The 23651-nt window shown below is 47.5% G+C and carries 28 protein-coding genes; 5 read left to right on the top strand and 23 right to left on the bottom strand.

Annotated elements, in window-relative coordinates; genetic code table 11:
* From HQK80_08700 to priA, 3 genes are all read right to left on the bottom strand, one after another.
* A partial coding sequence (locus tag HQK80_08700) for a methionyl-tRNA formyltransferase (GenBank protein MBF0222291.1) occupies positions 1-613 on the bottom strand: 613 nt, incomplete at its 3' end.
* A gap of 9 nt (positions 614-622) precedes the next feature.
* On the bottom strand, positions 623-1159 hold the full coding sequence (gene def / locus HQK80_08695) for a peptide deformylase (GenBank protein ID MBF0222290.1): 537 nt from the start codon (positions 1157-1159) through the stop codon (positions 623-625).
* A gap of 43 nt (positions 1160-1202) precedes the next feature.
* A complete protein-coding gene (gene priA, locus HQK80_08690) occupies positions 1203-2183 on the bottom strand; it encodes a primosomal protein N' (GenBank protein ID MBF0222289.1) in 981 nt (326 codons plus the stop codon).
* 40 nt (positions 2184-2223) lie between these two features.
* Between priA and HQK80_08685 the strand changes: the two genes are divergently transcribed.
* Positions 2224-2439, top strand: a complete 216-nt coding sequence (locus tag HQK80_08685; GenBank protein MBF0222288.1) for a phosphatidylglycerophosphatase A — start codon at positions 2224-2226, stop codon at positions 2437-2439.
* Here the strand turns inward: HQK80_08685 and HQK80_08680 are convergent.
* Positions 2413-3372, bottom strand: coding sequence for a DMT family transporter (locus HQK80_08680; GenBank protein ID MBF0222287.1), 960 nt, complete (start codon positions 3370-3372; stop codon positions 2413-2415). The two genes, HQK80_08685 and HQK80_08680, sit on opposite strands and share 27 nt — an antisense overlap.
* A gap of 55 nt (positions 3373-3427) precedes the next feature.
* Positions 3428-4435, bottom strand: a complete 1008-nt coding sequence (locus HQK80_08675; protein ID MBF0222286.1) for a serine/threonine protein kinase — start codon at positions 4433-4435, stop codon at positions 3428-3430.
* Positions 4436-4724: 289 nt separating this feature from the next.
* Between HQK80_08675 and HQK80_08670 the strand changes: the two genes are divergently transcribed.
* Positions 4725-5177, top strand: a complete 453-nt coding sequence (locus HQK80_08670; GenBank protein ID MBF0222285.1) for a CBS domain-containing protein — start codon at positions 4725-4727, stop codon at positions 5175-5177.
* A 51-nt stretch (positions 5178-5228) separates the two neighbouring features.
* Here the strand turns inward: HQK80_08670 and HQK80_08665 are convergent, their stop codons facing one another.
* The 10 genes from HQK80_08665 to pyrF form a co-directional block, all read right to left on the bottom strand.
* Positions 5229-6971, bottom strand: coding sequence for an NADH dehydrogenase (locus HQK80_08665; GenBank protein MBF0222284.1), 1743 nt, complete (start codon positions 6969-6971; stop codon positions 5229-5231).
* A complete protein-coding gene (locus HQK80_08660) occupies positions 6968-8467 on the bottom strand; it encodes a monovalent cation/H+ antiporter subunit D family protein (protein ID MBF0222283.1) in 1500 nt (499 codons plus the stop codon). Before HQK80_08660 ends, HQK80_08665 begins: the two co-directional genes overlap by 4 nt.
* Positions 8464-9939: an oxidoreductase gene (locus HQK80_08655; protein ID MBF0222282.1), complete on the bottom strand. Its 1476-nt coding sequence runs from the start codon at positions 9937-9939 to the stop codon at positions 8464-8466. The genes HQK80_08660 and HQK80_08655 overlap by 4 nt, the downstream gene beginning before the upstream one ends.
* Positions 9936-10259: a cation:proton antiporter subunit C gene (locus tag HQK80_08650; protein ID MBF0222281.1), complete on the bottom strand. Its 324-nt coding sequence runs from the start codon at positions 10257-10259 to the stop codon at positions 9936-9938. Before HQK80_08650 ends, HQK80_08655 begins: the two co-directional genes overlap by 4 nt.
* Positions 10256-11002 carry a sodium:proton antiporter gene (locus tag HQK80_08645; protein MBF0222280.1) on the bottom strand — a complete coding sequence of 249 codons (747 nt, stop codon included), beginning with the start codon at positions 11000-11002 and terminating at the stop codon, positions 10256-10258. The genes HQK80_08650 and HQK80_08645 overlap by 4 nt, the downstream gene beginning before the upstream one ends.
* Positions 10986-11279: a DUF4040 domain-containing protein gene (locus HQK80_08640; GenBank protein MBF0222279.1), complete on the bottom strand. Its 294-nt coding sequence runs from the start codon at positions 11277-11279 to the stop codon at positions 10986-10988. Before HQK80_08640 ends, HQK80_08645 begins: the two co-directional genes overlap by 17 nt.
* Before the next feature lie 3 nt (positions 11280-11282).
* Complete coding sequence (locus HQK80_08635) at positions 11283-11579, bottom strand: monovalent cation/H(+) antiporter subunit G (GenBank protein MBF0222278.1); 297 nt, start codon at positions 11577-11579, stop codon at positions 11283-11285.
* On the bottom strand, positions 11572-11862 hold the full coding sequence (locus tag HQK80_08630; GenBank protein ID MBF0222277.1) for a multiple resistance and pH regulation protein F: 291 nt from the start codon (positions 11860-11862) through the stop codon (positions 11572-11574). Before HQK80_08630 ends, HQK80_08635 begins: the two co-directional genes overlap by 8 nt.
* Entirely contained in the window at positions 11859-12389 is a 531-nt protein-coding gene (locus HQK80_08625) for a Na+/H+ antiporter subunit E (GenBank protein MBF0222276.1), read from the bottom strand. The genes HQK80_08630 and HQK80_08625 overlap by 4 nt, the downstream gene beginning before the upstream one ends.
* Positions 12390-12466: 77 nt before the next feature.
* Positions 12467-13186 (bottom strand): orotidine-5'-phosphate decarboxylase, encoded by a 720-nt coding sequence (gene pyrF, locus HQK80_08620; protein ID MBF0222275.1) that lies wholly within the window; start codon positions 13184-13186, stop codon positions 12467-12469.
* A 105-nt stretch (positions 13187-13291) separates the two neighbouring features.
* Here pyrF and HQK80_08615 point away from each other — a divergent pair, with 105 nt between their 5' ends.
* Positions 13292-14086, top strand: coding sequence for an amidohydrolase family protein (locus HQK80_08615; GenBank protein MBF0222274.1), 795 nt, complete (start codon positions 13292-13294; stop codon positions 14084-14086).
* A gap of 39 nt (positions 14087-14125) precedes the next feature.
* On the opposite strand, the gene HQK80_08610 is transcribed toward HQK80_08615, so the two are convergent.
* The 5 genes from HQK80_08610 to HQK80_08590 all read right to left on the bottom strand — a co-directional run bounded on the left by HQK80_08610 (position 14126) and on the right by HQK80_08590 (position 18353).
* A complete protein-coding gene (locus HQK80_08610) occupies positions 14126-14506 on the bottom strand; it encodes a response regulator (GenBank protein ID MBF0222273.1) in 381 nt (126 codons plus the stop codon).
* Positions 14507-14574: 68 nt separating this feature from the next.
* Positions 14575-15147 carry an LPS export ABC transporter periplasmic protein LptC gene (lptC, locus tag HQK80_08605; protein ID MBF0222272.1) on the bottom strand — a complete coding sequence of 191 codons (573 nt, stop codon included), beginning with the start codon at positions 15145-15147 and terminating at the stop codon, positions 14575-14577.
* 16 nt (positions 15148-15163) lie between these two features.
* Positions 15164-15802, bottom strand: coding sequence for an HAD hydrolase family protein (locus tag HQK80_08600; GenBank protein MBF0222271.1), 639 nt, complete (start codon positions 15800-15802; stop codon positions 15164-15166).
* An 8-nt stretch (positions 15803-15810) separates the two neighbouring features.
* On the bottom strand, positions 15811-16629 hold the full coding sequence (gene kdsA / locus HQK80_08595; protein MBF0222270.1) for a 3-deoxy-8-phosphooctulonate synthase: 819 nt from the start codon (positions 16627-16629) through the stop codon (positions 15811-15813).
* Between the two features lie 71 nt (positions 16630-16700).
* On the bottom strand, positions 16701-18353 hold the full coding sequence (locus tag HQK80_08590; GenBank protein ID MBF0222269.1) for a CTP synthase: 1653 nt from the start codon (positions 18351-18353) through the stop codon (positions 16701-16703).
* A gap of 165 nt (positions 18354-18518) precedes the next feature.
* Between HQK80_08590 and HQK80_08585 the strand changes: the two genes are divergently transcribed.
* Positions 18519-20006 carry a hypothetical protein gene (locus HQK80_08585; protein MBF0222268.1) on the top strand — a complete coding sequence of 496 codons (1488 nt, stop codon included), beginning with the start codon at positions 18519-18521 and terminating at the stop codon, positions 20004-20006.
* 100 nt (positions 20007-20106) lie between these two features.
* Positions 20107-20892, top strand: a complete 786-nt coding sequence (locus HQK80_08580) for a septal ring lytic transglycosylase RlpA family protein (GenBank protein ID MBF0222267.1) — start codon at positions 20107-20109, stop codon at positions 20890-20892.
* A gap of 281 nt (positions 20893-21173) precedes the next feature.
* Here HQK80_08580 and HQK80_08575 read toward each other — a convergent pair whose 3' ends face one another.
* From HQK80_08575 to HQK80_08565, 3 genes are all read right to left on the bottom strand, one after another.
* Entirely contained in the window at positions 21174-21416 is a 243-nt protein-coding gene (locus HQK80_08575; protein ID MBF0222266.1) for a hypothetical protein, read from the bottom strand.
* Positions 21417-21602: 186 nt separating this feature from the next.
* The gene (locus HQK80_08570; protein MBF0222265.1) at positions 21603-21866 is read right to left on the bottom strand and encodes an AbrB/MazE/SpoVT family DNA-binding domain-containing protein; all 264 of its coding nucleotides are present in this window, start codon (positions 21864-21866) and stop codon (positions 21603-21605) included.
* 455 nt (positions 21867-22321) lie between these two features.
* A complete protein-coding gene (locus HQK80_08565) occupies positions 22322-23569 on the bottom strand; it encodes a hypothetical protein (GenBank protein MBF0222264.1) in 1248 nt (415 codons plus the stop codon).
* Between the last annotated feature and the right edge of the window lie 82 nt (positions 23570-23651).

Genomic DNA, 23651 nt, shown 5'->3' with positions numbered 1-23651 from the left:
GACTGCAGAGTGAGTCATCCTGTTTTGTCGGGCTAAGTTTTCCCTGGCAAAGTTGTTTTACGGCTTGAACTAGGAGTTTGCCGCCAAGGTGAGCCAGCTTTGGGGCAAGGGTTTCGGTCGTGTCATCCGGGGTAATCGCAATGGCGTCAGAGATGAGCATGTCACCTGTGTCGAGGCCGGCATCCATCTGCATAATGGTTATGCCAGCCTCTTGCTCGCCATTTAAAATTGCCCACTGAACCGGAGCGGCACCTCGATATTTCGGCAGCAGTGAGCCATGGACATTGATGCATCCAAAACGGGGAAGGTCGATAACCGCCTGAGTAAGTATGCGTCCGTAGGCGGCAACAAGGATAACATCAGGGGAAAAAGATCTCAGTTCATCAAGGTACTCTTCAGTTCGCACCTTAGTTGGTTGCAGTACCGGGATGCCAGCCTGTTCAGCTAGAATTTTAATTGGAGGAGGCGCCAGTTTTCTTCCCCTGCCCTTTGGCCGGTCTGGCTGAGTTACTACGGCGCGAATGTCAAACTTGTTATCAATGAGAGCTTGTAGTGACGGTACGGCAAACTCTGGGGTGCCCATGAAAATGATGCGGAGTTGGTTATCGTCCATGATGGCTGATTAGCTGTGGTCTGAGGATTCTTCGGCGTCTTCTGCCAGGATTTTTTTAAGGCGTTTCTTGTACAGGGCTCGTTTGAGCGAACTTATCCGGTCAATAAACACTTTGCCTTCCAGGTGGTCGGTTTCGTGCTGAATAACTCGGGCAAAAAAATCTTCGGCCTCAAATTCGATGGTTTTACCTTTGGCATTTTGGGCGGTTACCTTAATCTTGGTAAATCGCTTCACCTTAGCGGTGTAGTCAATGACGGAAAGACATCCTTCGACATCTGATTCTGCGCCTTCTCCGTCACTGATCACTGGATTGATGAGAACAAGGGCCTTGCGGTCGGCATCCTCTTCTTTTTTTGAGACATTGATTACGCAGACCTGTTTTGAAACACCAACCTGATTGGCAGCCAAACCGGCGCCAGGGGCGTCAAACATAGTTTCGGTCATGTCGGTAATTAGAGTTTGCAACTCCTCATCAAACCTGGTGACTTTGGCTGTTTTTTTTTTGAGGACTGGGTTTGGATAAGTAATTATTTTTCGTATCATGATCGTCTGTATAGCTTGCTATCAATTTTAATTCTACAGCCTACCTTTATAACATACTCTCCGGATCAACGTCTATAGTCAATTTAACCGATGACATGCCGCTGAGCTTAGTCTTGTAGAGCTTAAGTGCCTCACAGATTGTGCTTAATACAGTAAGGTTGCTGCTCTTAATAAGCAACTGCCAGCGATGCAGGTCACGGAGGATGGATAGAGGGGCGGGTGAAGGGCCAAGAACTTCCATGCTTTGTCTAAGTGTATGATTTTTTACATATTTTGCAACTGCCTGGGCACAGTTGCCAACCGCCTTCATCTGTTTCCCTTCGAAACGGATATTGATCAGCCGGCTGAAGGGAGGGTAGGAAAGCGCTTTGCGAAGTGCGATCTCCTGATCAAAAAGTACGGTGTATTCATGGGATTGAGCTGTTTTGATGGAGTAGTGGTCGGGGTAGTGGGTCTGGACAATGACTCGTCCCGGTTTGTCGCCGCGGCCGGCTCTGCCGAAAACCTGGGTAAGTATCTGGAAGGTTCGCTCACTGGACTTATAGTCAGGAATGCCAAGGCTGGCATCAGCCCAGATAACCCCAACCAGTGTAACCCCGGGGAAATGATGCCCTTTGGCGACCATCTGGGTGCCGATAAGAACGTCAACTTCCCGGTGATGAACCTCTCGTAAGATTTTTATAAAATCATGGCGTTTAAGGGTTGTGTCACGATCAAGACGGGCGATACGGGCCTGGGGTATAATTTTTTTCAGTTCACTTTCCACTCGTTCAGTGCCAAAGCCGACAGAAATTAAAGTTTCGGACTGGCAATTAGGGCATAAAGTGGCGGTTTTTCGAGAAAAGCCGCAGTAATGGCAGGCAAGTTTGTCTTTACTTTGGTGCAGGGTCAAAGAGATATTGCAATGATCGCACTGTAGAGTTTTGCCGCAGGACTGACAAAGCATGAGCTGGGCATAGCCGCGCCGGTTTAAGAAAAGAATACTTTGATCGCCACTGAGAAAATTTTCCTTTAACGATTTGATCAACTGGTTGGAGAAAAGCGGCGTTTTGCCGGAGGTGGTTGGTATGCTGATTGCCCTCTTTGCCCTGCCGGCAACACCGCTAATTTTATTTCTGGGTTTTATCCTGTTCAGACTTTTCGACATCTTCAAACCATTTCCGGTTTCCTGGTTTGACAGACATGTGAATGGCGGACTTGGTGTGGTGCTTGATGATGTTGTTGCAGGGCTATACAGCTTTGTCTGCCTTAAAATTCTACTGCTGTTCCTGCCGACTCTTTGATAAGGCCATCTGCTCAGCTGCGCCTCTCTGAATAACAATTGTTGAGATGCTGACAATTATCACCCCAGGGAGCACGATCGCCGGGGGCAGACTTATGCCAAAACTCCAGTTAATCAACACCACGAAAGCCGGATAAAAATAGCTGTAGGCCATAACTCGTGTAGGCCCGAGGTATAGAGTCGCAAGATTTGTCAGATAAAAAGTGACCACAGTTGAAAAGAGGGCAAGATAGACTATCCCCAACCAGACCGACATCTCAAGCCCTGGCCAATCGACAGTTGCCAGCTTCGGCAGAGAGATAAGCAGCAGTAAGACAGCGCCGCAGAACAGCACCCAGAACGTCATAAACACCATTGACTCGCTAGTGTGCACCTTTTTGACCAGAGGCGTATAGGCTGCCATTAAAAAACAGCCCAGCAGAAACAGTACATCTCCGCTATTAATGTTCATAGCTACCAGCTGGCTGATATCACCTCTGAATATAACCCAGAGCGCACCAACCAGGCCAAGGACTAAGGCAAAAACACGATACCTCCCCAGTCGCTCCTTTAAAAAAATCATGCTGTAGAGCCCCGATATGCCTGGTACCAGCGTAAATATCATACTGGTATTAAGGGCAGTCGTGTAACGCAGCGATTCAAACATGCACCAGAAAAAACCAACAGTGCTTATGCTTATGGTCATGTAACCGCCGAGTTGACGTATGGTCGGGCGGGACAAAGCGTGCTTTGCCACATAGAAGGGGGCCAAAAACAGTAAGGCAAGGATATATCGGACCAGCAAAAGAACGGCAGGATCAAGGCTCCTGGTAATTGCCGCCCCCACCGTAAACGAGCTGGAAACTACTACGGTAGAAAGAAGCATGAGCAGATGAACCAGCCACAGTGGGATTTTTTTTGAGCTATAGAATCCGCTCGATACATCGATTTTCATAGTCGGGGAATTTTGTGTTAAAAAAATAACGACCTATATTCGTGGCAATTTCGCATTAAAAATTGCCCGAGGCCTTCGGGGCAGTGCGGATGCGCTGTAACTGCTCAGAAAGATCGTTGATTTCACGCCGCCAATAGGCCGATGTGCCAAAATCATGTGCTACCCGCGACAATCCATCCTCAGCAACCTGATGGGCGCACCACGCCATATAATGAATATAGCGCATGGCCCTTAAAGGCTCGATAAGCCGCAAAGAGTGCCAATCGAACTCACGAAACATCTCATAGCCTTCCAGAAAAAGGTCAATCTCCAACAGTGAGTCTTCCCGATAACCGGGAAGCAGCATCCAGAAATCCTGCACAGGCGGACCAACGGCCATATCATCAAAATCAATAATAAAAAATGATTCATTCGGACGATAGATAAGATTAGAGAAATGACAGTCGCCATGAATGCGAATCATTTCAACTCCGGTAAACAGTGGAGTAATCTCTTTAACTATAGCCGCGGTAACCTCTTTGAACTCTTTAGCCAGTGCCGGCTGAATAAAGCAACCATCAAGCAGATAATCAAGCTGCTCCCTGGTTGCCTTGTCTGGCGCCAGTATAATTCTATCCTTGGGCAGATGTGTTGCCCCGACAACATGGGTCCGGCCCAGCAAGCGCCCTAATTCAAGCCACTGCTCATCAACATATTCATCATAACTTCGCCCACTTTTTTTGGGAAAAACGGCAAAATGAATCGTATCGACTGTCCCCAGTGTTGAACCGTCAAATTGCTGTAAAGGTGCCACAATCGGGATCTCGTCGGCGTCCAACTCCCGCAGGAAATCATGCTCATCCTGCAAGGCCTGCTTCGACCATCGCCCCGGACGGTAAAATTTGGCGATTAACCCTTTACCGTCAACACTTTCTAACTCAAAAACCCTGTTGATATAACTGTTTAAAGGTCGGCATAAATTACTGCAACGCACACCAAGGGATTTTTCAACTGCCGTAAGAACAAAATCAGGACTGAGCGAGCCAAAGACCGATTGTCCGACGGAGTTGTGCGACTGAGGCATAGCTGGGATTCCTTTGGTGTAAGGCATTCATTGGGCAAACTGGGGCTTTGACATTTTCAGCACACGGCCTCTTCCTGCAATTATGGAGACCATACTAGCCCCTTTCGAAAAGAAAGTACCATCTTTTTCACCCAAGACAAATCTTTTCATTACATGGAGTCAGGGGAGGCAAGGCACTGCTCATTTATAAATTTTTTCGTAACAAAATATTAGTCTATCAATATCTATTTTTTTTTTGATATACTCTATGTACAGACGGCACAAATGGTAAATTTTAGAGAGGTAAACTATGAAAAATGCTGAAGAGATCCTCAAGGATAAAAATCGTTCAATTCTAGCTGTTTCTCAAGACACAACTGTTTTCACCGCCGTTAAAATGATGGTAGAGAATAAGGTTGGAGCAATTCTGGTAATGAAGGACGCCGACATTGTCGGCATGTGGACCGAAAGGGATCTGATGCGTAACGTGCTACTGCCGGATTTTGAACCAAAAACCTCTCTAATTGGAACCCTTATGATGGAGGGGGTTGACATTGTTCCCCACAATATATCGGTCAATGAGTTGTTCAACGAATTCATTCTCCGACAAAAACGCCATCTACTCGTAAAAAAACACACTAAATTCATTGGTCTTTTGTCGGCCAAAGATGCCACAAAGGCCTATTATGAAGAGTTACGCACCTATGTAACTCTGCAATTTTACGAAAAACCGCTTCGAAATTTCGATAAAAAGAAAAAATAAACGTAACTTATTCAGGTGGTGCTCATGTCAGGAGTCCCCTTAGTAAATGTTTTATTGCATAAACAGCAGACAAAGAAACGTGAAAAAGAGAAGAATATAACAACTTCCAACCACGCCCCAACGCATAAACTTTTTCTCAACCTTACGTCCGGTATTACACAAAACCTGGTTCATTTCACCTTGCCCTGAACTCTTCATGATGGCTGCATCTCTTGAGAAAAATTTCTTATAAATCCAGCCTGGTTCTTTTTTGCTGGGCCCGTAGAAAAGCCAGAGAATATCACCAGCAGGCAATCTCGGCATGTTTTTTCCCGCGCACCATTTCCAGCAGGAGAATAGTATTCCAAAACCTAAAACAACCGGATAAAGATTTTGCCAGAAAAGATTGCCATCAGTGATATGCTCGGCGTATTCAGGATAAACCGGCCAAACCCAAAGTAAACCGCCAACACCTACCAGCAAAGTAACCCATGGGATAAGCATTCCAGCCGGCAGCATAGGCTTCGGAGTGACGATGCTTTGCGAGATAACCCTTAAAAAATGACCGAGAAGTAGCATGGTCGCCAAAGCGGTCAACGGCAGAATACGCTTAAGGGGCACACCCCATTGAGATGGCAAGCCCTCAAGAATTTCCTTGATGGTAAACTTGGCAATAGCACCACTGGTCAACGGCAGGCCAGCCAGGGCGAGCGCAGGAAAAAGCAAGAGAACGAGAAGCCATGGTGGTGGTTTTTGCCAGTTCCCTTCCCTTACCAGCCCTGTTCCCAAAAAGAGGGCGGCCTTAGCCAGACCATGATTGAGGGCATAGATACTGATCGCGTTGGTAACCTGAGGCCAAAAAGCCGGGGACAGAAGACCACAGCCGACCAGCATGGTCATTAATCCCATCTGGCTGATGCTGGAATAAGCCAGAATCGATTTAGCCTCCCGTTGGGTCAGACCGATCAGAACGCCATAAAAGGCCGCCAGGATGCCAAGCACCACAAAAAGCGCTCCCCAGCCAGACAGAATAACTTCTTGCCCTACAGGTAGAAAACGAATCCAACCTAAGAGCCCGGCTTTAATCATTACCCCGCTCAGCACGGCGCTGGCCGGCACCGGGGCAACTGGGTGGGCCAGAGGTAGCCAGATGTGTACAGGTAAAGCTCCAACCTTGATTGCAAAACCGAGAAAAAGCAAGGTCAGGCTCAGGTTGTCCGGTTGACTTGCGGCAATGGTGCTGAGTTCCCAGTCCGGCAGGCGGCTGGCCAGCAGCAGCATCCCGGCAATAAGCAACCCTTCACCAGCCATAACCAGAACAATATATACCTTCCCGGCCAGAAGCGCTTCGTCACTTTTTGTGTGAATAATAAGACCATAGGCACTAATGCTCATGAGCCCGAAAAACAGATAAAAGCCCAACATCTCTTGTGCCAGTATCAAGCCAAAATTAAAGGCCATGCTTAACAGGTAGAAAAAGAAAAAATAACAGCGCCTGGAGTCGTTACGCAGATAGCTGCGCCCAAAAAAGGCGGAAAGCATCCAGACTAAGGCTGCCAGCAGCAAAAAGTTCTGGCCAACCGGGTCAAGGCCCATCCGCCCCCCCATAAAAAACCAGGGAACCTTTAAAGTGATGCCAGGCTTCAGGAACAGGGCTACAGCGAGGGCAGGCAAGGCCGTCCATGGCGCTACGCGCAGCAAAAATTCTTGTAATGGCTTTATGAAAAGGCTAAGACCCACAACAAGCGGGAGTCCCGGAACCATGGAAAGCAGTAAGATTTTCAGCTGATCATCAAACAGTATTGGCACTGTCATAGGCCATACCCCGTCCGGACAATAAACCGAACCCAGCTCAACGGGCTGAGGTTACTGTTTGCCAAAAGTCCGATAAGCAGGGAGAGAAGCGCTGTGATCGCAGGGGGAACAATAAGCATCCAGTGCGTCTCCAGGAAACCGACCGTACCGCTATCAACCGGCCAATCACCCTCTTGCTCCTTGAACCAGGCCACATAGATTACCGGCAGAAAATAGGCCGCGTTGAACAGACTGGAGAGAACCAAAATCCCTACCAGCCAACCTTGCCCGTTATCAAGGGCGCCTAAGCCTAAATACCACTTGCTGACAAATCCAGCTAAAGGCGGCAAACCAATCATCCCCATTGCCGCCACGGTAAAAGCAGCCATGGTCAAAGGCAATCTTCGCCCGACCCCATTCATCTGTTTGATATCATGGACACCAAGCGTTTCGGCAATATTACCGGCACAAAAAAACAGGGTTATCTTCATGAGGCCCTGATGAACCAGATGAACCATCCCTCCCATAATGGCTAATGGGGTACCAATGCTGACCCCTAAAGCGATATAGGAGACCTGACTCACCGTGGAGAAGGCCAGTCGCCGCTTCAGGTTATCTTGATAAAGCGCATTAATCGAACCGTAGATGATTGTAAAACCAGCCAGAAGGGTCAGGGGAAAAAGCAGGCTCAGCGTGCTGGCCGTTTCCAGACCGTAGACATCAAGGACAATACGAATAATACCAAAGGCTCCAGCTTTAACCACAGCCACGGCATGAAGCAGGGCGCTCACTGGCGCCGGCGCCACCATAGCCTTCGGCAACCAGCCATGCAGCGGGAAAAGGGCTGCCTTTACACCTACCCCGGCAATGAGCAGAACAAAAATAATCCGCAGGCTTTTTCCATGGCTGTCCACCAGGCCGGAGAGCTGTCTTGTGCTGCTAAAATCAACCGTACCGACCAGAACATGAAGCCAAACCACGCCCACAAAAAGTACAAGACCACCCGCTAAGGTATAAAGCAGATAGACCCTGCCGGCAGCCATGGCCTCTGGGGTACCTCGATGCACCACCAGTGGATAGGTGCTCAGGGTGAGCAGTTCAAAAAAGAACAGGAAGGTCAGTAGATTGCCAGCCAAGGCAATACCGACGGTAACGGAGACACAAAGGCTGAAATAGCCGAAAAAATGACTGCGATAGGGTGAATCCTCAAGGTAGGCAATGGCATAAATAGTAGTAAGAAGCCAAAGCATACTTGATAAGGCAACAAAAAGGGCCGAAAGCGAGTCCGCTCTCAGCATGAGCCGAACACCGGGGAGCAAATCAAGGTGCACAGCAAAAGCATACCCCTTCTGGATACCTAGAATCATCACCAGCACCAGAATCATTTTGGCAATCGCACCAAAGAGGTTCAAGGACGTCCGCAGGCGATGACTTGATTCATTAAGGTTGAATATAATAAGTCCCGGCAGCGTGGAACTTAAAAGAATGACGATGAGCAACCAGTTATGCCAGATCATCCAATCACCTCAAAAACTGCCAGCAACTGAGGAGCCAAAAAACCAAGTAACAGGGCAAACAGGGCCAATGCCAAGGCACTCCACTCCATGCTCGCTGCTACCACCACGGGCCCGCGTCTCTTTACTGGTTTCGGGCTAAGAACCTGAGAGACGGCCCGGTAGATATATACCGCTGTCAAACAACTGCCCGTGACAATAAGCAGTACCATCCACCAGTTATCCTGTCCGATGGCCAGGTGCAGATACATGTACTTGGCAATAAAGCCACCGGCAGGTGGTAATCCCATCAGGCTCAAGCCCCCAAGGGCAAGAGCAAATGAGGTCTTGGGCAGCAGCTGCCTGACCCCGGCAAGGTCTTGAATACGATCATGTCCCAACTGCACAAATATTGAACCAGCAGCTAAGAACATAGCGGCTTTGGCACAGCTATGGGAAATTGCAAAATAAAAAACTGCGGCGGCGCCATACCCGGCACCCACCTCCAGCAAAGGGAAAATAATAAAAAGATAGCCAATCTGGGCTACAGTAGAGTACGCCACCAGCATTTTCAAGCGTTGCTGGTAACAGGCTTGAAAGGCCCCCCAGATGATGGCTGCCCCACCAAGTGCTGCCAGAAGACGACCTCCATGATCACCAATCAGGGGGAGAAAGGCCTGCCCGAATCTAAAAAACACGAACCAGGAGCCCTTAATAACCAGGCCTGAAAGAATAGCGCTCACAGGCGCCAAGGCGTTGGCATGGGCCGGCGGCAGCCAAAAATGAAAGGGAAAAAGAGCGGTCTTAAGCATCAGCCCAACGCTGATCAAGGCTACTGCCATAGCCACCGGCGGTGACAGGGAAATATCCGCCCGAATCGCCGCCAATTCGAGAGTGCCAAAGGTTTTATACAAGAAGGCCACGCCCAGGAGGAAGCTCAAAGAACCAAGCAGACTGACCATCAGATAACGAAATGCTGCCATCTGAGAAGCCGGTTTACCGGAAAGGGACGTCAGACCGACACTGCTCAAGGCAACAAGCTCCAGGGTCACGTACATATTAAAGATGTCAGCGCTCATAAAAAGACCGTTTAAAGCTCCCCATAATAGAAGCCATAAGGGCCAGAAAAAACGTTCCTGATTGAGGTAGCGATGGCTATTTCCAGAGAGACTAATTCGACTCTGGAAATAGCCGCCAGCGTAGATACTGATGGCCAAGCCGCTCACAGCCGTCATTAACACCATAAGAACAGCTGGGCCATCAGCACGAAGAGTGATGCCTAAGGGGGGCTGCCAGCCTCCCAGTGCATAGGTGCGCTCCCCACAGGTCACTATTTCTCTAAATAAGCCACCACTGACCAGAGTGATCAGCAGGGCACTGAGTAAGCCCGCCAGTCTCGACTGTTCTTTCACTAAAAAGGAGAGCAAAGCCCCCAACAAAGGCAGAATAATTGGCCAGATAAGCCAGAGGTCAGCGTGAGGCGTCGGGTTTATCATCCGGCCTCTTCCTTTGGATTACGTTTCTGGAGATTACGGAGATTAGCCATCTCCTGGACACGACAGGCCAGGGCCAGAGCAACGGCAGTACTGCTCACCGATACAACAATGCCGGTGAGAACCATAGCCTGTGGAACGGGGTCAATGAGTTGACCGCTGCCATAGGCAATAGTAACCATAAATAAAAAGACGCCACTGGCCATGATATTGGCTGCCAAAATCTTGCGCAGCAGTTCGGCGCAAAATATAAAGCCCCCTAGGCCGACAACAAAAAGAAAGAGGCCGGTCAAACCATAAATAGTGGCAGGAGAAACATTCATCGTTTTTTCTCCTGCTCTGTTGGGGTGACTTTCATTGCCGCCTTTTGATGCGGGTCTTCAAGAGACCCACCGTCAAAAAGCCCTGCCAGGGTGAGTCCGATAGAAATTGCCGCAACTGTTTCAAGGACAACAATGACCTTCGCGGCAACCTCTTGTCGATATCCAAGGAAATCACTCCCAAAGACCATTGCCCCCAGCGCTATCAACACAAAGAAAAAAGGCCCTAAGCAGATGCCCAGGGGCAACAACCTGCGAGGCAGGCTAGACAACAGCGGTGACGAGGTGAGGATAAGCAAAACCCCAACGCCTCCCCAAATTGCCCCGGCCTGGAATGCGCCCCCAGCCTGGTGACTTCCGGCCCAGAGCAGATAGCCGCCGACCATCAGCATAAGCGGCACAAGAAGGCGCACCAGAGATGCCAATATCGGACTTAGAGGGGGATCTCGCCGCTCAAAAGATGAAGAGCGAAGCGACCAGACCGCCACCACCCCCAAAAACAGGACGAAACATTCCAGTAAGGTATCGTAGGCTCGATAGTTTAAAAGAACAGCGGTTACTCGGCTCGTAACCCCACTCTCGAAAAGGGCTCGATCGGCATGGCGGGCCAGGCCTAAACTCTCTGAATCAAAGGCCAGATAGGACCAGGCAAGCACGGCATATAAAGCTGCCAGCATAAACAGGTTCAGGCCAGAGATAAGGCTTCGCCTCCATCTTTTTTTTGACGAATTATGGTTTTTTTTCATCGGGATCCCCATCACGATCAATCCTTCTTTCCCCCTGCCTGGCAGTTGCAATGCGCCGCAGGGCCGAGAGGAAAAGAACCCCGGTAAGCCCCGAGCCAATGGCGGCTTCCGCCAAGGCCACATCAATGGCCTGCAGCCGTACCCAACCCAGCGCCATGAGGAGACCGAAGGAGACAAAGAGAACCACAGCCTCAAAAAGGTCTGCGCAGGTAAGTATCTGCCAGGCAAGCCAGACAAGCGTGAGACAAAGAATGATGTCAAAGGCGTTAACAATCATAAGTCACCTCTTTCTCCAGGGCTTGATGTTTCGCCTTAATGCCGCATCGGCAACCAGGTGACAGGAGATAGCACTGGCCAGAAGTACCAGAAACCAGATTAGAACGAGCCTGATGACCTCAGACCAGCTTGTGGCCTGAATAGCCAAACCTAGTACCACAAAACCAAGTCCGACATTATCGGCTTTGGTCAAGGCATGCAGACGGGTATAGATATCCGGTAAACGAAGGAGCCCGATGGTGCCCGACAGAAAAAAAAGAACCCCAATACTTACCAGAAATGCCCCACAAATCTCAATCATGCCTCCTCTCCCCGGTTTTCAACGAATCCTTTTCAGTCCAGGCCCGCCGCACAAAGCCTACCGTGGAAAACGCAGCCAACAGGGCAAAAACAAGGGCGACATCAACAATAATGGCCTGCCCTAATCCGCGAGCCAGAAGCAGGAGGATTGCAACTCCGCAGGTGCCAAAAAGTTGAGCCGCCATCATCCGGTCTGCCGCAGTGGGCCCCCAGATGATTCGGAGCAGTCCCAAAACTACGGTGATCAAAAGAATCAATGCCAGGCCGAGATAGAGGTTGCTCATGACGGCACGCTGTTGGTATTTATTGAAGAAGACGGGCTATACAGGCTGTCAACCCTGACTTCGAGCTCCCGGATAGTTGCCAGCACTGACAGCTCCTTATCCAGGGTATGAATTATAAGGTGATGATCGGTCAGCCGAGCCGATATCGTTCCCGGCAACAGGGAGATACTGTTTGCCAGAAAAACACGGCCTGCTTCATGGGGGATGGTCAAAGAATATTCAATAAATCCCGGATCAATGGGTAATCGAGGGTGGAGTACCCGTACCATCACATCGACGCCGCTAATCAGAGATTTATACAGAAAATAGGGGAGGTTACAAATAACTCTTGAAGGCCGCAGAGAGTACTCCTGTCGGACAGCAAGAAGCAGACTTACCCAGACGGCCAGGAATATTGTGGGAAGGGCAAAGGGCCAACTCTGGATGTCACCTTTAGTCAGGACAAGCCATGTGCCGACACAAACGATGAGCCGGACGACAATTTGACGCACAGTGAAACTAAAACTACAGGATGGCAATCCAAGCATGGCAAGAATCTCATCGAATCATATCAAAATGGCGCTTGTGAAAAAGCATGCAGACAATGATCAGTGTAATCTGGCAGCTAAGCCATCTCTTTCTGCATCGCCTCAATAATTTCAAGCGGATTAGCGGCCTTGGTAATGGGCCTGCCGACAACAACATGATCAGCTCCGGCGGCCAGTGCCCGTCCTGCTGTCATAACCCGTTTCTGATCATCCTGGGGCTCACTGATATTGGCTCCGGGCCTGATTCCAGGAGTGACAATCAACAGCTTGTCCCCCAGTTGAGTGCGTACCCGCTGGGCCTCTAGACCCGAAGAGACAATGCCGTCACAGCCAAGCTCCAAAGCCCTTTTAGCACGGAAATAGACAAGATCTTCTATGGATTGCGTCATGCCCATGGCTTTTAAATCCTCTTCTCCGAAACTGGTAAGAACAGTAACCGCAAGAATTTTAAGCGACTCATCGCTGGCCTTATCTTGAGTCGCTGCCACTGCAGCTTTAACAATTGCGTCATTTCCATGCACAGTAGCGAGAGAGACATTTCGGTCTTTAAGCTGCTTAACAGCCAGATGAACTGTTTCGGGAATATCAAAAAACTTCAAATCGACCATGACCTTATGACCCCGAGCAATAATCCAATCGACACTATTGAACCAGTCAGCCAGAAAAAGCTGCAAACCCACCTTATAAAAATTCAGGTGTGATTCTGTCTGATACACCAACTCTTTTGCCTTATCAGCACTGTCAACATCCAGTGCCAGAATAATCCTGTCCTTAATATCAATCTGCTTCTCTGCCATCGGTTTTCCTTCTTAGTGTTTTCTGTAAAGTGGGGTATAGTAGCTTCGTTTACGTGAAATTTCCAGAGAAACAGACCACTAATTTTCCAAAAAGTTGAAGGTATTATGATTATTGATTTCCATACCCATATTTTTCCTGACCATATCGCCCAAAATGCTATCCCCCACCTTGAAAAAGAAGGTGGGGTGAAGGCCTATCTTGACGGTACCAAGACCGCCCTCCTCGATTCGATGAATAAAAACGGTGTTGTGAAAAGTGTTGTTTGTTCTATTGCCACAAAACCGGCACAGTTTCAGGCCATACTCGATTGGTCACAAACCCTGAAATCCGAACGACTTATACCATTTGCCTCAATCCACCCCGATGACCCGAACTGCCTTGCACAGATTCGTCAAATAAAAGAGATGGGTTATAAGGGCATCAAGATGCATCCTTATTATCAAGACTTTTTTATCAATGAACAGCGCCTGCTGCCTATCTTTAAACTCGTAACTGATTTACAGTTAATACTTTTGATGCATACCGGCTACGACATCGCCTTTCCACGTATTCGGCGTGCTGACCCAGCTCAGATTCTTGAAGTGCACACTCTCTTCCCCAATCTCAAACTTGTTACCTCTCATCTTGGCGCCTGGGATCAGTGGCCGGAAGTTCGAACTACATTAGTAGGCAAACCAATCTACATGGATATATCCTTTTCATTACAAATGATGGACAGACAAACCGCGCGGGATCTGATCTGTAATCATCCGCCTGAATTTATTCTCTTTGGTTCTGACTCACCTTGGGAAGACCAGGGAAAAGCGGTAACCATGCTTGAGGAACTTGAGCTTAAAGCGGACCTTCTGGATAAGATTAAGGGTACAAATGCGGAACAACTTTTATTGAAACCTTCTTAGTAACAAACAGAGATTTGAGGTTGTCGGCAGACAAATATATCAAGAACCTTCTTTAAAAACTGCATTTATTTTTTCTTTAAGTGTGTCAGCGCTAAAAGGCTTAATGATATATTGATCAACCTTTCCATTAACAGCTTCAATAATTCGTGTTTTTTCTCCCTCTGCGGTAACCATAATAAATTTCATATGAGCAAGTCCAGGATCAACTCTGACCTTTCTTAATAACTCAATCCCGGTCATGTGCGGCATACTCCAATCGGAAATAACCAGGTCAATTTTCTCCTTTAACAGAATTTTAAATGCTTTCTCGCCATCATTTGCAAATACTAATTTAGTATAGCCAATCTCATGGAGAATATTACCAATAATTCTCTGCATCGTATTAAAGTCATCGACAACTAATATTCTAAGATCTCCCATCCACTTCTCCGGTAATTATGTAATCAAATCGACAATGATATACTACGATACACCATTGGAACGATATTTTACCACAGATTACAGACAACCCTCTTGCCAACTCTAAAATCACCATTGACGAGATCATAAAAAAAACTGGTGCCGGTTATCCGCATACCATCGCTGTTAAGTTCAACTTCTGCGGCACTCTTCACCTTTTTATATTTAGTAAAGTAGCGCAGCACAGATGTCGTCACCAACGTATCAGAGGTGAGGAGTTCGACATCATCCAAGAGGGTGATTATCTGTTTTTTTGTTTCATATATAGCGCTGCCACCCTTTATAGAAAGAGGTTTTTGCGGATCACCGACGAGATGTGCCACCGGCTTATCCAAAAACAGGGTCTCTTGGTCATCTTCACTGTATACCCGTGAGGCATCAAGACGGATTTGCTCCTGGCCTTTCTCGGCCTGGGAGATTTTCACCTGCAACATGGTAAAACTCGATTTGGCTTGCCCAGTAGTGCTCTGATTCTGTTGCGTTTCGATGTTTAAGAATTTTACCACCCCGCCCCACCACAAGGGAGCAATAACAATGACAAGCAAGGGAAGTTGCCAAAGCATGTTGCGTGATCGAATAATTTTTTGAAAATCAATTTTCATTCCAGGGCTTCACAAATCACTTACGGTTAAGATATTCAGTGAGCAGAGACTCTCTTTTTCCCTTGGCCTCGATAATCAAATCACAGAGCTCACGAACGGCGCCGGTTCCACCGTTATGGACAGAAACAAAATGGACAACACCTTTAAGTTCAGGGGCACAATCGGCAACCGCTGCCGCCAGACCTACCTTGGTAAGCAGTGCTAAATCCAACCAGTCATCGCCCATAAAGGCAACTTGAGAAGGTTCAAGGCTAAGCTGTTCAAGAAGCATGGAAAAACATTCAACTTTATTTCTGACCCCTTGATAGACATGGGTCAAAGAGAGATCTTTCGCCCTTCGCAGTAAGGATTCTGATTTACGGGCCGTTATAAGACCCACCTCAACCCCGGTTTTTTTTAGAATATTAATGCCAAATCCGTCCCGACAGTGAAATGATTTTATCTCATCACCCTGATGCGTGTAGGTAATTGAACCGTTGGTCAAGACGCCATCAACATCAAGTAACAGCAGTTTGATTATTTTGGCTTTTCCCAGAAGTTCATCTTTCGGGAGAGCCGAACTTTCTGATCGAGAGGCGGCCTTTCTCAAAAGAAACTCTGTAAAATCACAGTCACCAGAATACGGCTGTTCCTGACTACCGGCACAACCGTTCATTTCACTGGTCATGAAATGCAGGCCTCGTGGATTTTAAGAAGTTTTTTGAGCAGCACCTCAACCTTGTCTAGAGGTAAGGAGTTTGGTCCATCACACAAGGCCTTATCAGGATCCGGATGGACCTCCATAAAAACCCCGTCGACTCCCACAGCAACCGCGGCCTTCGAAAGCGGCGCGATAAATTCCCGTTGACCGGCCGAACTGCCACCAGCGCCGCCGGGAAGCTGTACACTATGCGTCGCATCATAGATCACAGGGCAGCCGAGGGAACGCATGACAGGAATTGAACGCATATCGACTACAAGATTATTATAGCCAAAACTGGAGCCGCGCTCGATCAACAAGAGATTCTTATTGCCGGACTCCTTGATCTTGCGCACGGCATGCTCCATATCCCAGGGTGAAAGGAATTGTCCTTTTTTGAGCGATATAGGCTTCCCCGATTTGGCTGCAGCCACTAAAAGATCCGTTTGCCGACAGAGAAAGGCCGGAATCTGAATGAGATCGATGCCCTTATGAACCAATTCAACCTGCACCACATCATGGACATCAGAGACCACCGGAATGCCAAGACTCCTAATTTTTTCAAATATTTTCAAACCGTTAACAAGGCCCGGCCCCCGAAAAGACTGTAATGAAGTCCGATTTGCCTTATCATAGGAGGCCTTAAAAATATAGGAGACCCCTAACCGGCCAGCCATCTCAGCCATACTTTCGGCAACTCGCAAGGCGACCTCTTCACTTTCCAACACACAAGGGCCGGCGATCAATAAAAAAGGCCGACCAGGGCCGACCTCAATTGTATCCGTAATTCGTACTGTATCCATCTTTTTTCTTCCGTGAGTTTCCGTGGCTGAAAAATCCTTTTACCGAAGCATGCTCAAACGGCATGCCTGAATTATCCTTTATGATCAAGGGACGCCTTAATAAAATCGCAAAACAGGGGGTGCGGTTTCATTGGTCCGGACTTAAACTCCGGATGGAACTGACAGCCAAGAAACCAGGGGTGGTCAGCTATTTCGACAATTTCAACCAGATTCTTATCCGGCGAAGTACCACTCATCACCAGACCACTCTCGATGAGGCGGTCCCTGAACTCATTATTAAATTCGTAACGATGCCGGTGACGTTCACTTATATCACTGACCTTGTAAGCCTTATAGGCAAAGGTATTCTTTACCAATGTGCATGGATAGGCCCCTAGACGAAGAGTCCCGCCGACATCAGAGCTTTCATCTCTAACCTGAGTCACGCCGGCACGGTAATCATACCATTCCTTCATCAGGTAGATGACCGGGTATTGCGGCTTTTCCTCAAACTCAACACTGGTAGCACCGGCCATTCCGGCAATATTACGGGCATACTCAATAACTGCAAGCTGCATCCCCAGGCAGATTCCGAAAAAAGGAATCTTCTTTTCACGGGCATAGGTAATAGCCTTAATCTTACCCTCAACGCCGCGCTTGCCAAATCCGCCAGGAACTAAAATACCGTCGCAACCGACGAGCAGGTCCTCAGCATTTTGTGTTTCAAGATCCTCAGCACTGACATACATAAGATTGACCTTGGCATCATTGGCGACACCACCATGAACCAAAGACTCATGGAGGCTTTTGTACGATTCGGTAAGGTCAACATACTTACCGATAATAGCAATAGTCACCGATTTACTGGGATTCTTAATACTGGCGACCAGTCGTTCCCAATTATCCAGCTTCGGTGCCCCTGTCCAGATATTGAGATGCTTCAATATTTTATCATCAAGCCCCTCTTTATGAAACCACAAGGGCACTTCGTAGATATTATCGACATCCTGAGCGGTAATAACATCGGTGGGATCGACATTGCAGAACAGGGCGATCTTTGCTTTTATATCATCGGCAAGCTGGTGCTCGGTTCGGCATAGCAGGATGTCGGGCTGAATACCGATTGCCCGCAACTCTTTCACCGAATGCTGCGTCGGTTTGGTCTTAACCTCACCAGCGGTCTTTATGTAAGGAACCCAGGTAACATGTACAAAAACAGCGTTTTCACGGCCATAGTCAATCCTGAACTGACGGATTGCCTCAATAAACGGCTGCCCCTCAATATCACCGATGGTGCCGCCGATCTCAATAATGGCCACATCTACCTGCCCGTCAAGCTGCAGTATCGCCCGTTTAATTTCATCGGTAATGTGAGGAATGACCTGAACCGTCCCCCCCTGGTACTCACCACGACGCTCCTTGCTGATTACCGAATGATAAATACGGCCTGAAGTGTAATTATTAGCCTGGCCGAGAACGGCTGAGGTGTAGCGCTCATAATGGCCCAGATCAAGATCTGTTTCCGCCCCGTCATCGGTTACATAGACCTCACCATGCTGAAACGGGTTCATTGTCCCGGGATCAACATTGATGTAAGGATCAAGCTTCTGAAACGTTATCTTCAGACCACGACTCTCAAGCAGAGCTCCGATAGAAGCAGCAGCTAAGCCCTTGCCTAATGACGACAACACACCACCAGTAATAAAAATAAACTTTGTTTTGATAATTTTTTTCTTAGTTTTCATGGATGCCATTAGTGTGTTTGACAGCAATCTGCCATTTGAGAAACCGTGCGGTTTATTTGAATTTGTGGCCAAAAATATAACAAGAACGATGCTAATATCAATAGCGATTTTAAAAAAACTTCATTATTCTTCGTTGCTATGAAGCACATAAATTCCATCTGTTTTATGTTCAGCCTCCTTATATGCCTTTGCATTCTGTTGACCAGCTGTTCCGACCAGACACCAAAAACAACTGCATCGACTCCTCAAAAAGACACACCCTCAGCTCTTTCTCCGCCCCAAACCGGCTGCTTGGGCTGCCACCCCTTCACACTGGATCGATCCCACAACCTGTCCTGTATTAGCTGTCATAATGGAGACAACAGCACCTCCGACAAAAACCTTGCCCATGAAACAGCCACCGCCAAACCTGCCCACCCGGACAATATGGCAAAGGTCTGCGGCTCCTGCCATGCAGAAATTGTTAAGGCAGCTCAGCACTCTCTGCACTTCACTCTGAAAAATGAAGTCAATACAGTTCGCAAAGCCTTCGGCTCCACAACCGACCTGACAAGTTTACACGAGATTCCTGACGACAATTTTCCGACCACCGCTCTTGGGCTGGTTGACGATCTACTACGTCGGCGTTGCCTACGCTGCCACCCTTACTATTCCGGTGATGCGTACGGGGCGGTAGTCCATGGTACCGGTTGCGCAGCATGCCATCTCGAGTATCAAGACGGCCGACTTTCTTCACACAAATTTATGGCAAAGCCTAACGACAAACAGTGCCTGAGCTGTCATTACGGCAATTATGTAGGGGCTGATTATTACGGTAAATTTGAGCAGGATTTCAACTGGGATTACTGGACACCTTTCACCACTGACGGCGAGCAAGAAAGGCCTTATGGAGTGGGACAGCACCTACTTCGGCCAGACATTCATCAACTAAAAGGCTTAAGCTGTATTGATTGTCACTCAGGGGCCTCTCTCAAATCAAACGGCAGCACCCATATAACCTGTATCTCCTGTCATCTCTGGGACCAACAGCCCAAATCACCCAGACCTGACAATCTAGAGGTTGCAGACAATACAGTTATACTGACCACCAAGCTAACCAACAAAAAAATTATTGTCCCCCAACTTAGCCACCCCGCCCACTCGAAATATATAAAAACTGTGGGTTGCCAGGTATGCCACGCCCAGTGGAGCTTTGCCGACAAGGGAACCCACCTCTTCAGGCAGGACAACAATGATTACGAGCTTTGGCAGGCTTTAACACGGCAGGGAAGCTCTGAGGTTGAATTCCAGCTTGAAGCAAATCTTTTTCAAGGAAACGACCAATCGGATGCCTTCATGGCTGATAAAATTTCAGGTCAATTCAAGATAGGCCTCTGGCTTAAAGGCTATGAATTAAGGCGCTGGGAGGCGATTGAAACGTGCCAGGACGACAATGGAATGATGCAAGTATGCCGATCTCCCCACAACCTGCACCTTACCTACGTCAATCTGGATGGCGACCTGGTTTTTGATTCGGTTGGCATCAGCCTTGAAACTCCTGACAAAATTCCCTATGTTCCACATACTACTGGTAAAGCCGGTGCTTTTTTTGTAAACAGGATAGACAAAATCAACTCTACCACCAACACACCAAAGCCTGAAAACAGCCCTTGAACTATGATTTCCACTATGCTCAGCCAGCAGAATAGTAAATTTTACGGACTGTCAACTGTTAGCAAAACGCAATAAGGCAAACTAAAAACACCAGGTCAACATGATACGATATATCACCTTACCATTTATCTGTTTATATCTCCTTATTTCAGGATGCTCCCAATCCATGGTGCAAAGCATTCCCTCTCCAATCGAGGTCTCCTCAACCGCCAAAAGTGTTCCGCTCCGCAACAAGATTCCCCCGACCCAAAAACCCTACCACGTTCTGGGAAGGACTTATTACCCGGTGCCATCGTCATTTGGCCATAACGAAACAGGGATCGCCTCCTGGTATGGCCCAACATTTCACGGAAAAAAGACCTCCAACGGCGAGGTCTATGATATGTACAGCACCACTGCCGCCCACAAAACACTGCCTATGAACACCTTTCTGCTGGTCAAGAATTTAGAAAATGGCCGTGAAACTATTGTCCGTATCAATGACAGAGGCCCCTTTGTCAAAGGCCGGATTATCGACCTCAGCCTCACCTCTGCCAAAGAGCTGGCCATGGATCAACGAGGCACAGCCAGGGTGCAGATTACGGCTCTCGGTGAAGCGGAACAGACTTCACGAGGCGGTGGCACCGTCGAGCGTTTTCTGCCCTATGATTTCACCCATGGGGAATATTTTGTTCAAATCGGCGCCTTCACCGACAGCAATAATGCCAACCGCCTTAAAGAGATCATGCTCAAGCAGGGTCGCAAAGCTATTTCGCAGACCTACACCGTTGATGACAAGAAGTTTTATCGAGTACAGGTCCGAGCTGGAAAAGAGTTGGACGCTGCCAAAAAAATGGAGAAGTTGCTCTCGGCAGAATTCCCGGAGGCGTTTGTGATTGCCCGTTAAATTCAACAAATCCACAACATCTTTTTTGGGTTCTCCTAATTTCCGTGTTGTTATTAATCCAGCGCATTACTTATTTTAATACAGCTAAAACCGGAAAAGAGTGTTGGCTACGCCTTACAAAACGAAACAGATTCAGAAAGGTTTTGAGTTCGCTGAGTATTAAGTCTCAGGATTATCGCACTTACTAAGAGCAGTGGATTTGAAAAGAGCAGAAATAATATCTTCACTGGAATGCTTGAAGAAGACCACCTTCATTGAAAAAACGAATTTGTATCAGTTTATTATTTGCTGGCTTGATCTTTCTTCGGTTTTGTCAGGTAGTTGTCAACGAATTCTCTTGGTTTGATGACATCAATGTCCTTATAACCTGAAACCTTCAGCAACTGTTTATCCCCACTGACAATTATTTTTCCATTACAGGCTATTGCACATTCAAGGAACATGTCGTCATCCGGGTACTCACAAACTGCAAGAGAAATACCTGTCGTTTCAATGAGCTCACTATAAACTGTAAGGATTTCCAAGATTGACTCGATGTTTATAGAGGGGAATTTTTCTGAAAGATCTTCTGCTACTCGTCTTTATTCGTTCAGAATTTCTGTAGAAAGTACAATCTGTATTTTTCTATCTTTCCACGCTTTTCAGAATTTGCGCAGGCGGGCCACTGAAAAAAACTCCAGAGATGAAAACGTTGGTGTCGAGGATGATTTTCACTTTTTCCCTCGAACTTTGAATATTGCTTCCTTGATATCTGATTTTTTTAATCCTGCTTGTTTCCCTTTTTTCCTTGCATCAGCGATAAGCGGTTCAAATTCATCAATGGATGGAGGTGCAATATTTTTCAGAATTACGACGTCTTTATCCCCAACGACAACGAATTGAGCCCCAGTTTGCAGATTTAAGCGTTTGCGTATGTCTTCAGGAATTACTACCTGCCCTTTTGATGACATTTTTGTTGTTGCTACATTGGCCATGGCACCCTCCTTTGAGTTGTTTCTTACTGGTAAGATTATATCAAAGTGAATGAAAAAATTAAAGGATAATAGCTTAGCCAGATAAATCTTTTTCTGTAAAGTACCTTTTCTGCTGCAGACAAAGGAATTGGGAAGACTCTTAGGGCTGTAAATAGTAGAAGAAAAGTTATTCAGAAAAATCTTTGGACGTTGGAATTGCGACCGGTGCTCATGGAACGTCTTTACTTCTTGTAGCAATGGATTTGACAAGACCTGAATGACACATCTTAACTGTTCAGGGTAAACATGTTTGGAAGAACGTTTTGGGTAACCTGCCAGCCCCGTGGCAGCTTGGGATTAACAAGGCATCTTCTGGTCAGGTTGAGTCTTTTGTTCGAAAGATTCCGCCGTTTCTTTCATTATTGGTAAAGTTTGAATGATTCTATCACCTGTAGGTATCTCGTTGTGGCTGTGTCTCATTGTATTCGATATTGGGTCAACTCTTCGTGGAAATCCCAGAATGCCTTCTCTTTTCTTACTCCAAGTTTGTTAACCTGATAGGTAACAATGACGCTCTTGACTATCCCTACCCCTGGAGCAAACCAGAGTGTCAATTCGCGGTCCTCGTTTTCAATTTCTCCTCGCCATTGGGCCGTCATGGAGATCGGCAGACAAGTGAACTTCCCGGCGGGAACAGAAACCTCCTCTTTTTTCCCAACCGTCAGCGTCTCATAAACCTCTGCTTGGTGGGGACCAACAGGAGTTTGTACGTTGGTAATGTATTTGTTCGTCCATTGTGTACCTGATTTTAAATCGTATGGGAAATAGAGGGGCGAGGGGCTATGCTCATAGAAATATTCAGTTGCCGCGGTTTTCCCATCCTTTTTCAGGAAGGCGAAATAATTCCCCGCCAGCATAATGCCATTTACTCCTTTAGTGAAAAATTCTCCGGTGCGTTCTTTAGACCCTGCTTTCCCTTCAATCGCATTCATCTCACGATAATATGAAAAAGCAGAAGCATCTTTCATGACTTGAGTCGGACCTGCTTTTCTTGTTACCTGGCGATCCATTTTTTGAGAGCTGAAGACCCCCGGAATATTTCCGCGCATGTCATATACCCAATAGTTTCCCTCATCAAGAGACCAGAACACCTCTTTGAATTTATCTTTGGCAGCTTTGAAATTGGGGTCGATATCGGAGGCTTTCTTTAGTTCCTCTAATGATCCCGGTCCGTCGAGCTTTGCCTGTAGCAACGCTCCCTTCCCGAAATGGCTGTATGCCTCTATCGACTTTGTTGGCTGTTGTGTAATCTTGTCCAGTTCCTGTTTTTTTAGCTCGATTTTGAGGTTTAAGGCGAGGCCTGTAACTATTGCATCTTGGAGGTCGAAAACTTTATCCATGGGGCCGGTTGCTTTGGTAGATTGAATTACGCTACCAGTTTCCACATCCACGAATCGAGAGGTGAGACGGAGAGTTTCAGCGCTTTTCTGGTACGCCCCCAATACGAGGATGTCGGCCCCAATCATCTTGCCCACCTCGATAGCTGTCTTTTCATCCACAAGCCCAGTTAGTTGAAGCTTCTGCTCTTCCAGCACATTCCTGATTTGCAGGCGCTCAACCAGAACTATGCCCGGGATCGAAAGGAGATCGTTTGTGATGGTCTCGGAGATGCCCATGGAGAGCCAGTCTAGTTCTTGGTTCTTTCCGACGTTCTCGAACGGCATGACGGCCACAGAACGGTCGTCAGCATGGGAAACTGGCACGAAAGCCAAGAAAAAGAATAGTGTTAAAATTAGATTCATAAAG

The sequence above is a fragment of the Desulfobulbaceae bacterium genome (assembly GCA_015231515.1).
GTDB lineage: Bacteria > Desulfobacterota > Desulfobulbia > Desulfobulbales > VMSU01 > JADGBM01.
This window is presented reverse-complemented; position numbering and strand designations above follow the sequence as displayed.

Bases quoted from the DNA above. Each gene is read 5' to 3' on its own strand.
- HQK80_08625 (MBF0222276.1), bottom strand. From the start codon at position 12,389: ATGCTTGGATTGCCATCCTGTAGTTTTAGTTTCACTGTGCGTCAAATT.
- HQK80_08640 (MBF0222279.1), bottom strand. From the start codon at position 11,279: ATGATTGTTAACGCCTTTGACATCATTCTTTGTCTCACGCTTGTCTGG.
- HQK80_08665 (MBF0222284.1), bottom strand. From the start codon at position 6,971: ATGACAGTGCCAATACTGTTTGATGATCAGCTGAAAATCTTACTGCTT.
- HQK80_08590 (MBF0222269.1), bottom strand. From the start codon at position 18,353: ATGAAAACTAAGAAAAAAATTATCAAAACAAAGTTTATTTTTATTACT.
- HQK80_08630 (MBF0222277.1), bottom strand. From the start codon at position 11,862: ATGAGCAACCTCTATCTCGGCCTGGCATTGATTCTTTTGATCACCGTA.
- HQK80_08610 (MBF0222273.1), bottom strand. From the start codon at position 14,506: ATGGGAGATCTTAGAATATTAGTTGTCGATGACTTTAATACGATGCAG.
- pyrF (MBF0222275.1), bottom strand. From the start codon at position 13,186: ATGGCAGAGAAGCAGATTGATATTAAGGACAGGATTATTCTGGCACTG.
- kdsA (MBF0222270.1), bottom strand. From the start codon at position 16,629: ATGGATACAGTACGAATTACGGATACAATTGAGGTCGGCCCTGGTCGG.
- lptC (MBF0222272.1), bottom strand. From the start codon at position 15,147: ATGAAAATTGATTTTCAAAAAATTATTCGATCACGCAACATGCTTTGG.
- HQK80_08680 (MBF0222287.1), bottom strand. From the start codon at position 3,372: ATGAAAATCGATGTATCGAGCGGATTCTATAGCTCAAAAAAAATCCCA.
- HQK80_08580 (MBF0222267.1), top strand. From the start codon at position 20,107: ATGATACGATATATCACCTTACCATTTATCTGTTTATATCTCCTTATT.
- HQK80_08570 (MBF0222265.1), bottom strand. From the start codon at position 21,866: ATGGCCAATGTAGCAACAACAAAAATGTCATCAAAAGGGCAGGTAGTA.
- HQK80_08600 (MBF0222271.1), bottom strand. From the start codon at position 15,802: ATGAACGGTTGTGCCGGTAGTCAGGAACAGCCGTATTCTGGTGACTGT.
- HQK80_08635 (MBF0222278.1), bottom strand. From the start codon at position 11,579: ATGATTGAGATTTGTGGGGCATTTCTGGTAAGTATTGGGGTTCTTTTT.
- HQK80_08650 (MBF0222281.1), bottom strand. From the start codon at position 10,259: ATGAATGTTTCTCCTGCCACTATTTATGGTTTGACCGGCCTCTTTCTT.
- HQK80_08655 (MBF0222282.1), bottom strand. From the start codon at position 9,939: ATGATAAACCCGACGCCTCACGCTGACCTCTGGCTTATCTGGCCAATT.
- HQK80_08685 (MBF0222288.1), top strand. From the start codon at position 2,224: ATGCTGATTGCCCTCTTTGCCCTGCCGGCAACACCGCTAATTTTATTT.
- HQK80_08670 (MBF0222285.1), top strand. From the start codon at position 4,725: ATGAAAAATGCTGAAGAGATCCTCAAGGATAAAAATCGTTCAATTCTA.
- HQK80_08645 (MBF0222280.1), bottom strand. From the start codon at position 11,002: ATGAAAAAAAACCATAATTCGTCAAAAAAAAGATGGAGGCGAAGCCTT.
- HQK80_08675 (MBF0222286.1), bottom strand. From the start codon at position 4,435: ATGCCTCAGTCGCACAACTCCGTCGGACAATCGGTCTTTGGCTCGCTC.
- HQK80_08585 (MBF0222268.1), top strand. From the start codon at position 18,519: ATGTTCAGCCTCCTTATATGCCTTTGCATTCTGTTGACCAGCTGTTCC.
- HQK80_08565 (MBF0222264.1), bottom strand. From the start codon at position 23,569: ATGCCGTTCGAGAACGTCGGAAAGAACCAAGAACTAGACTGGCTCTCC.
- HQK80_08660 (MBF0222283.1), bottom strand. From the start codon at position 8,467: ATGATCTGGCATAACTGGTTGCTCATCGTCATTCTTTTAAGTTCCACG.
- HQK80_08615 (MBF0222274.1), top strand. From the start codon at position 13,292: ATGATTATTGATTTCCATACCCATATTTTTCCTGACCATATCGCCCAA.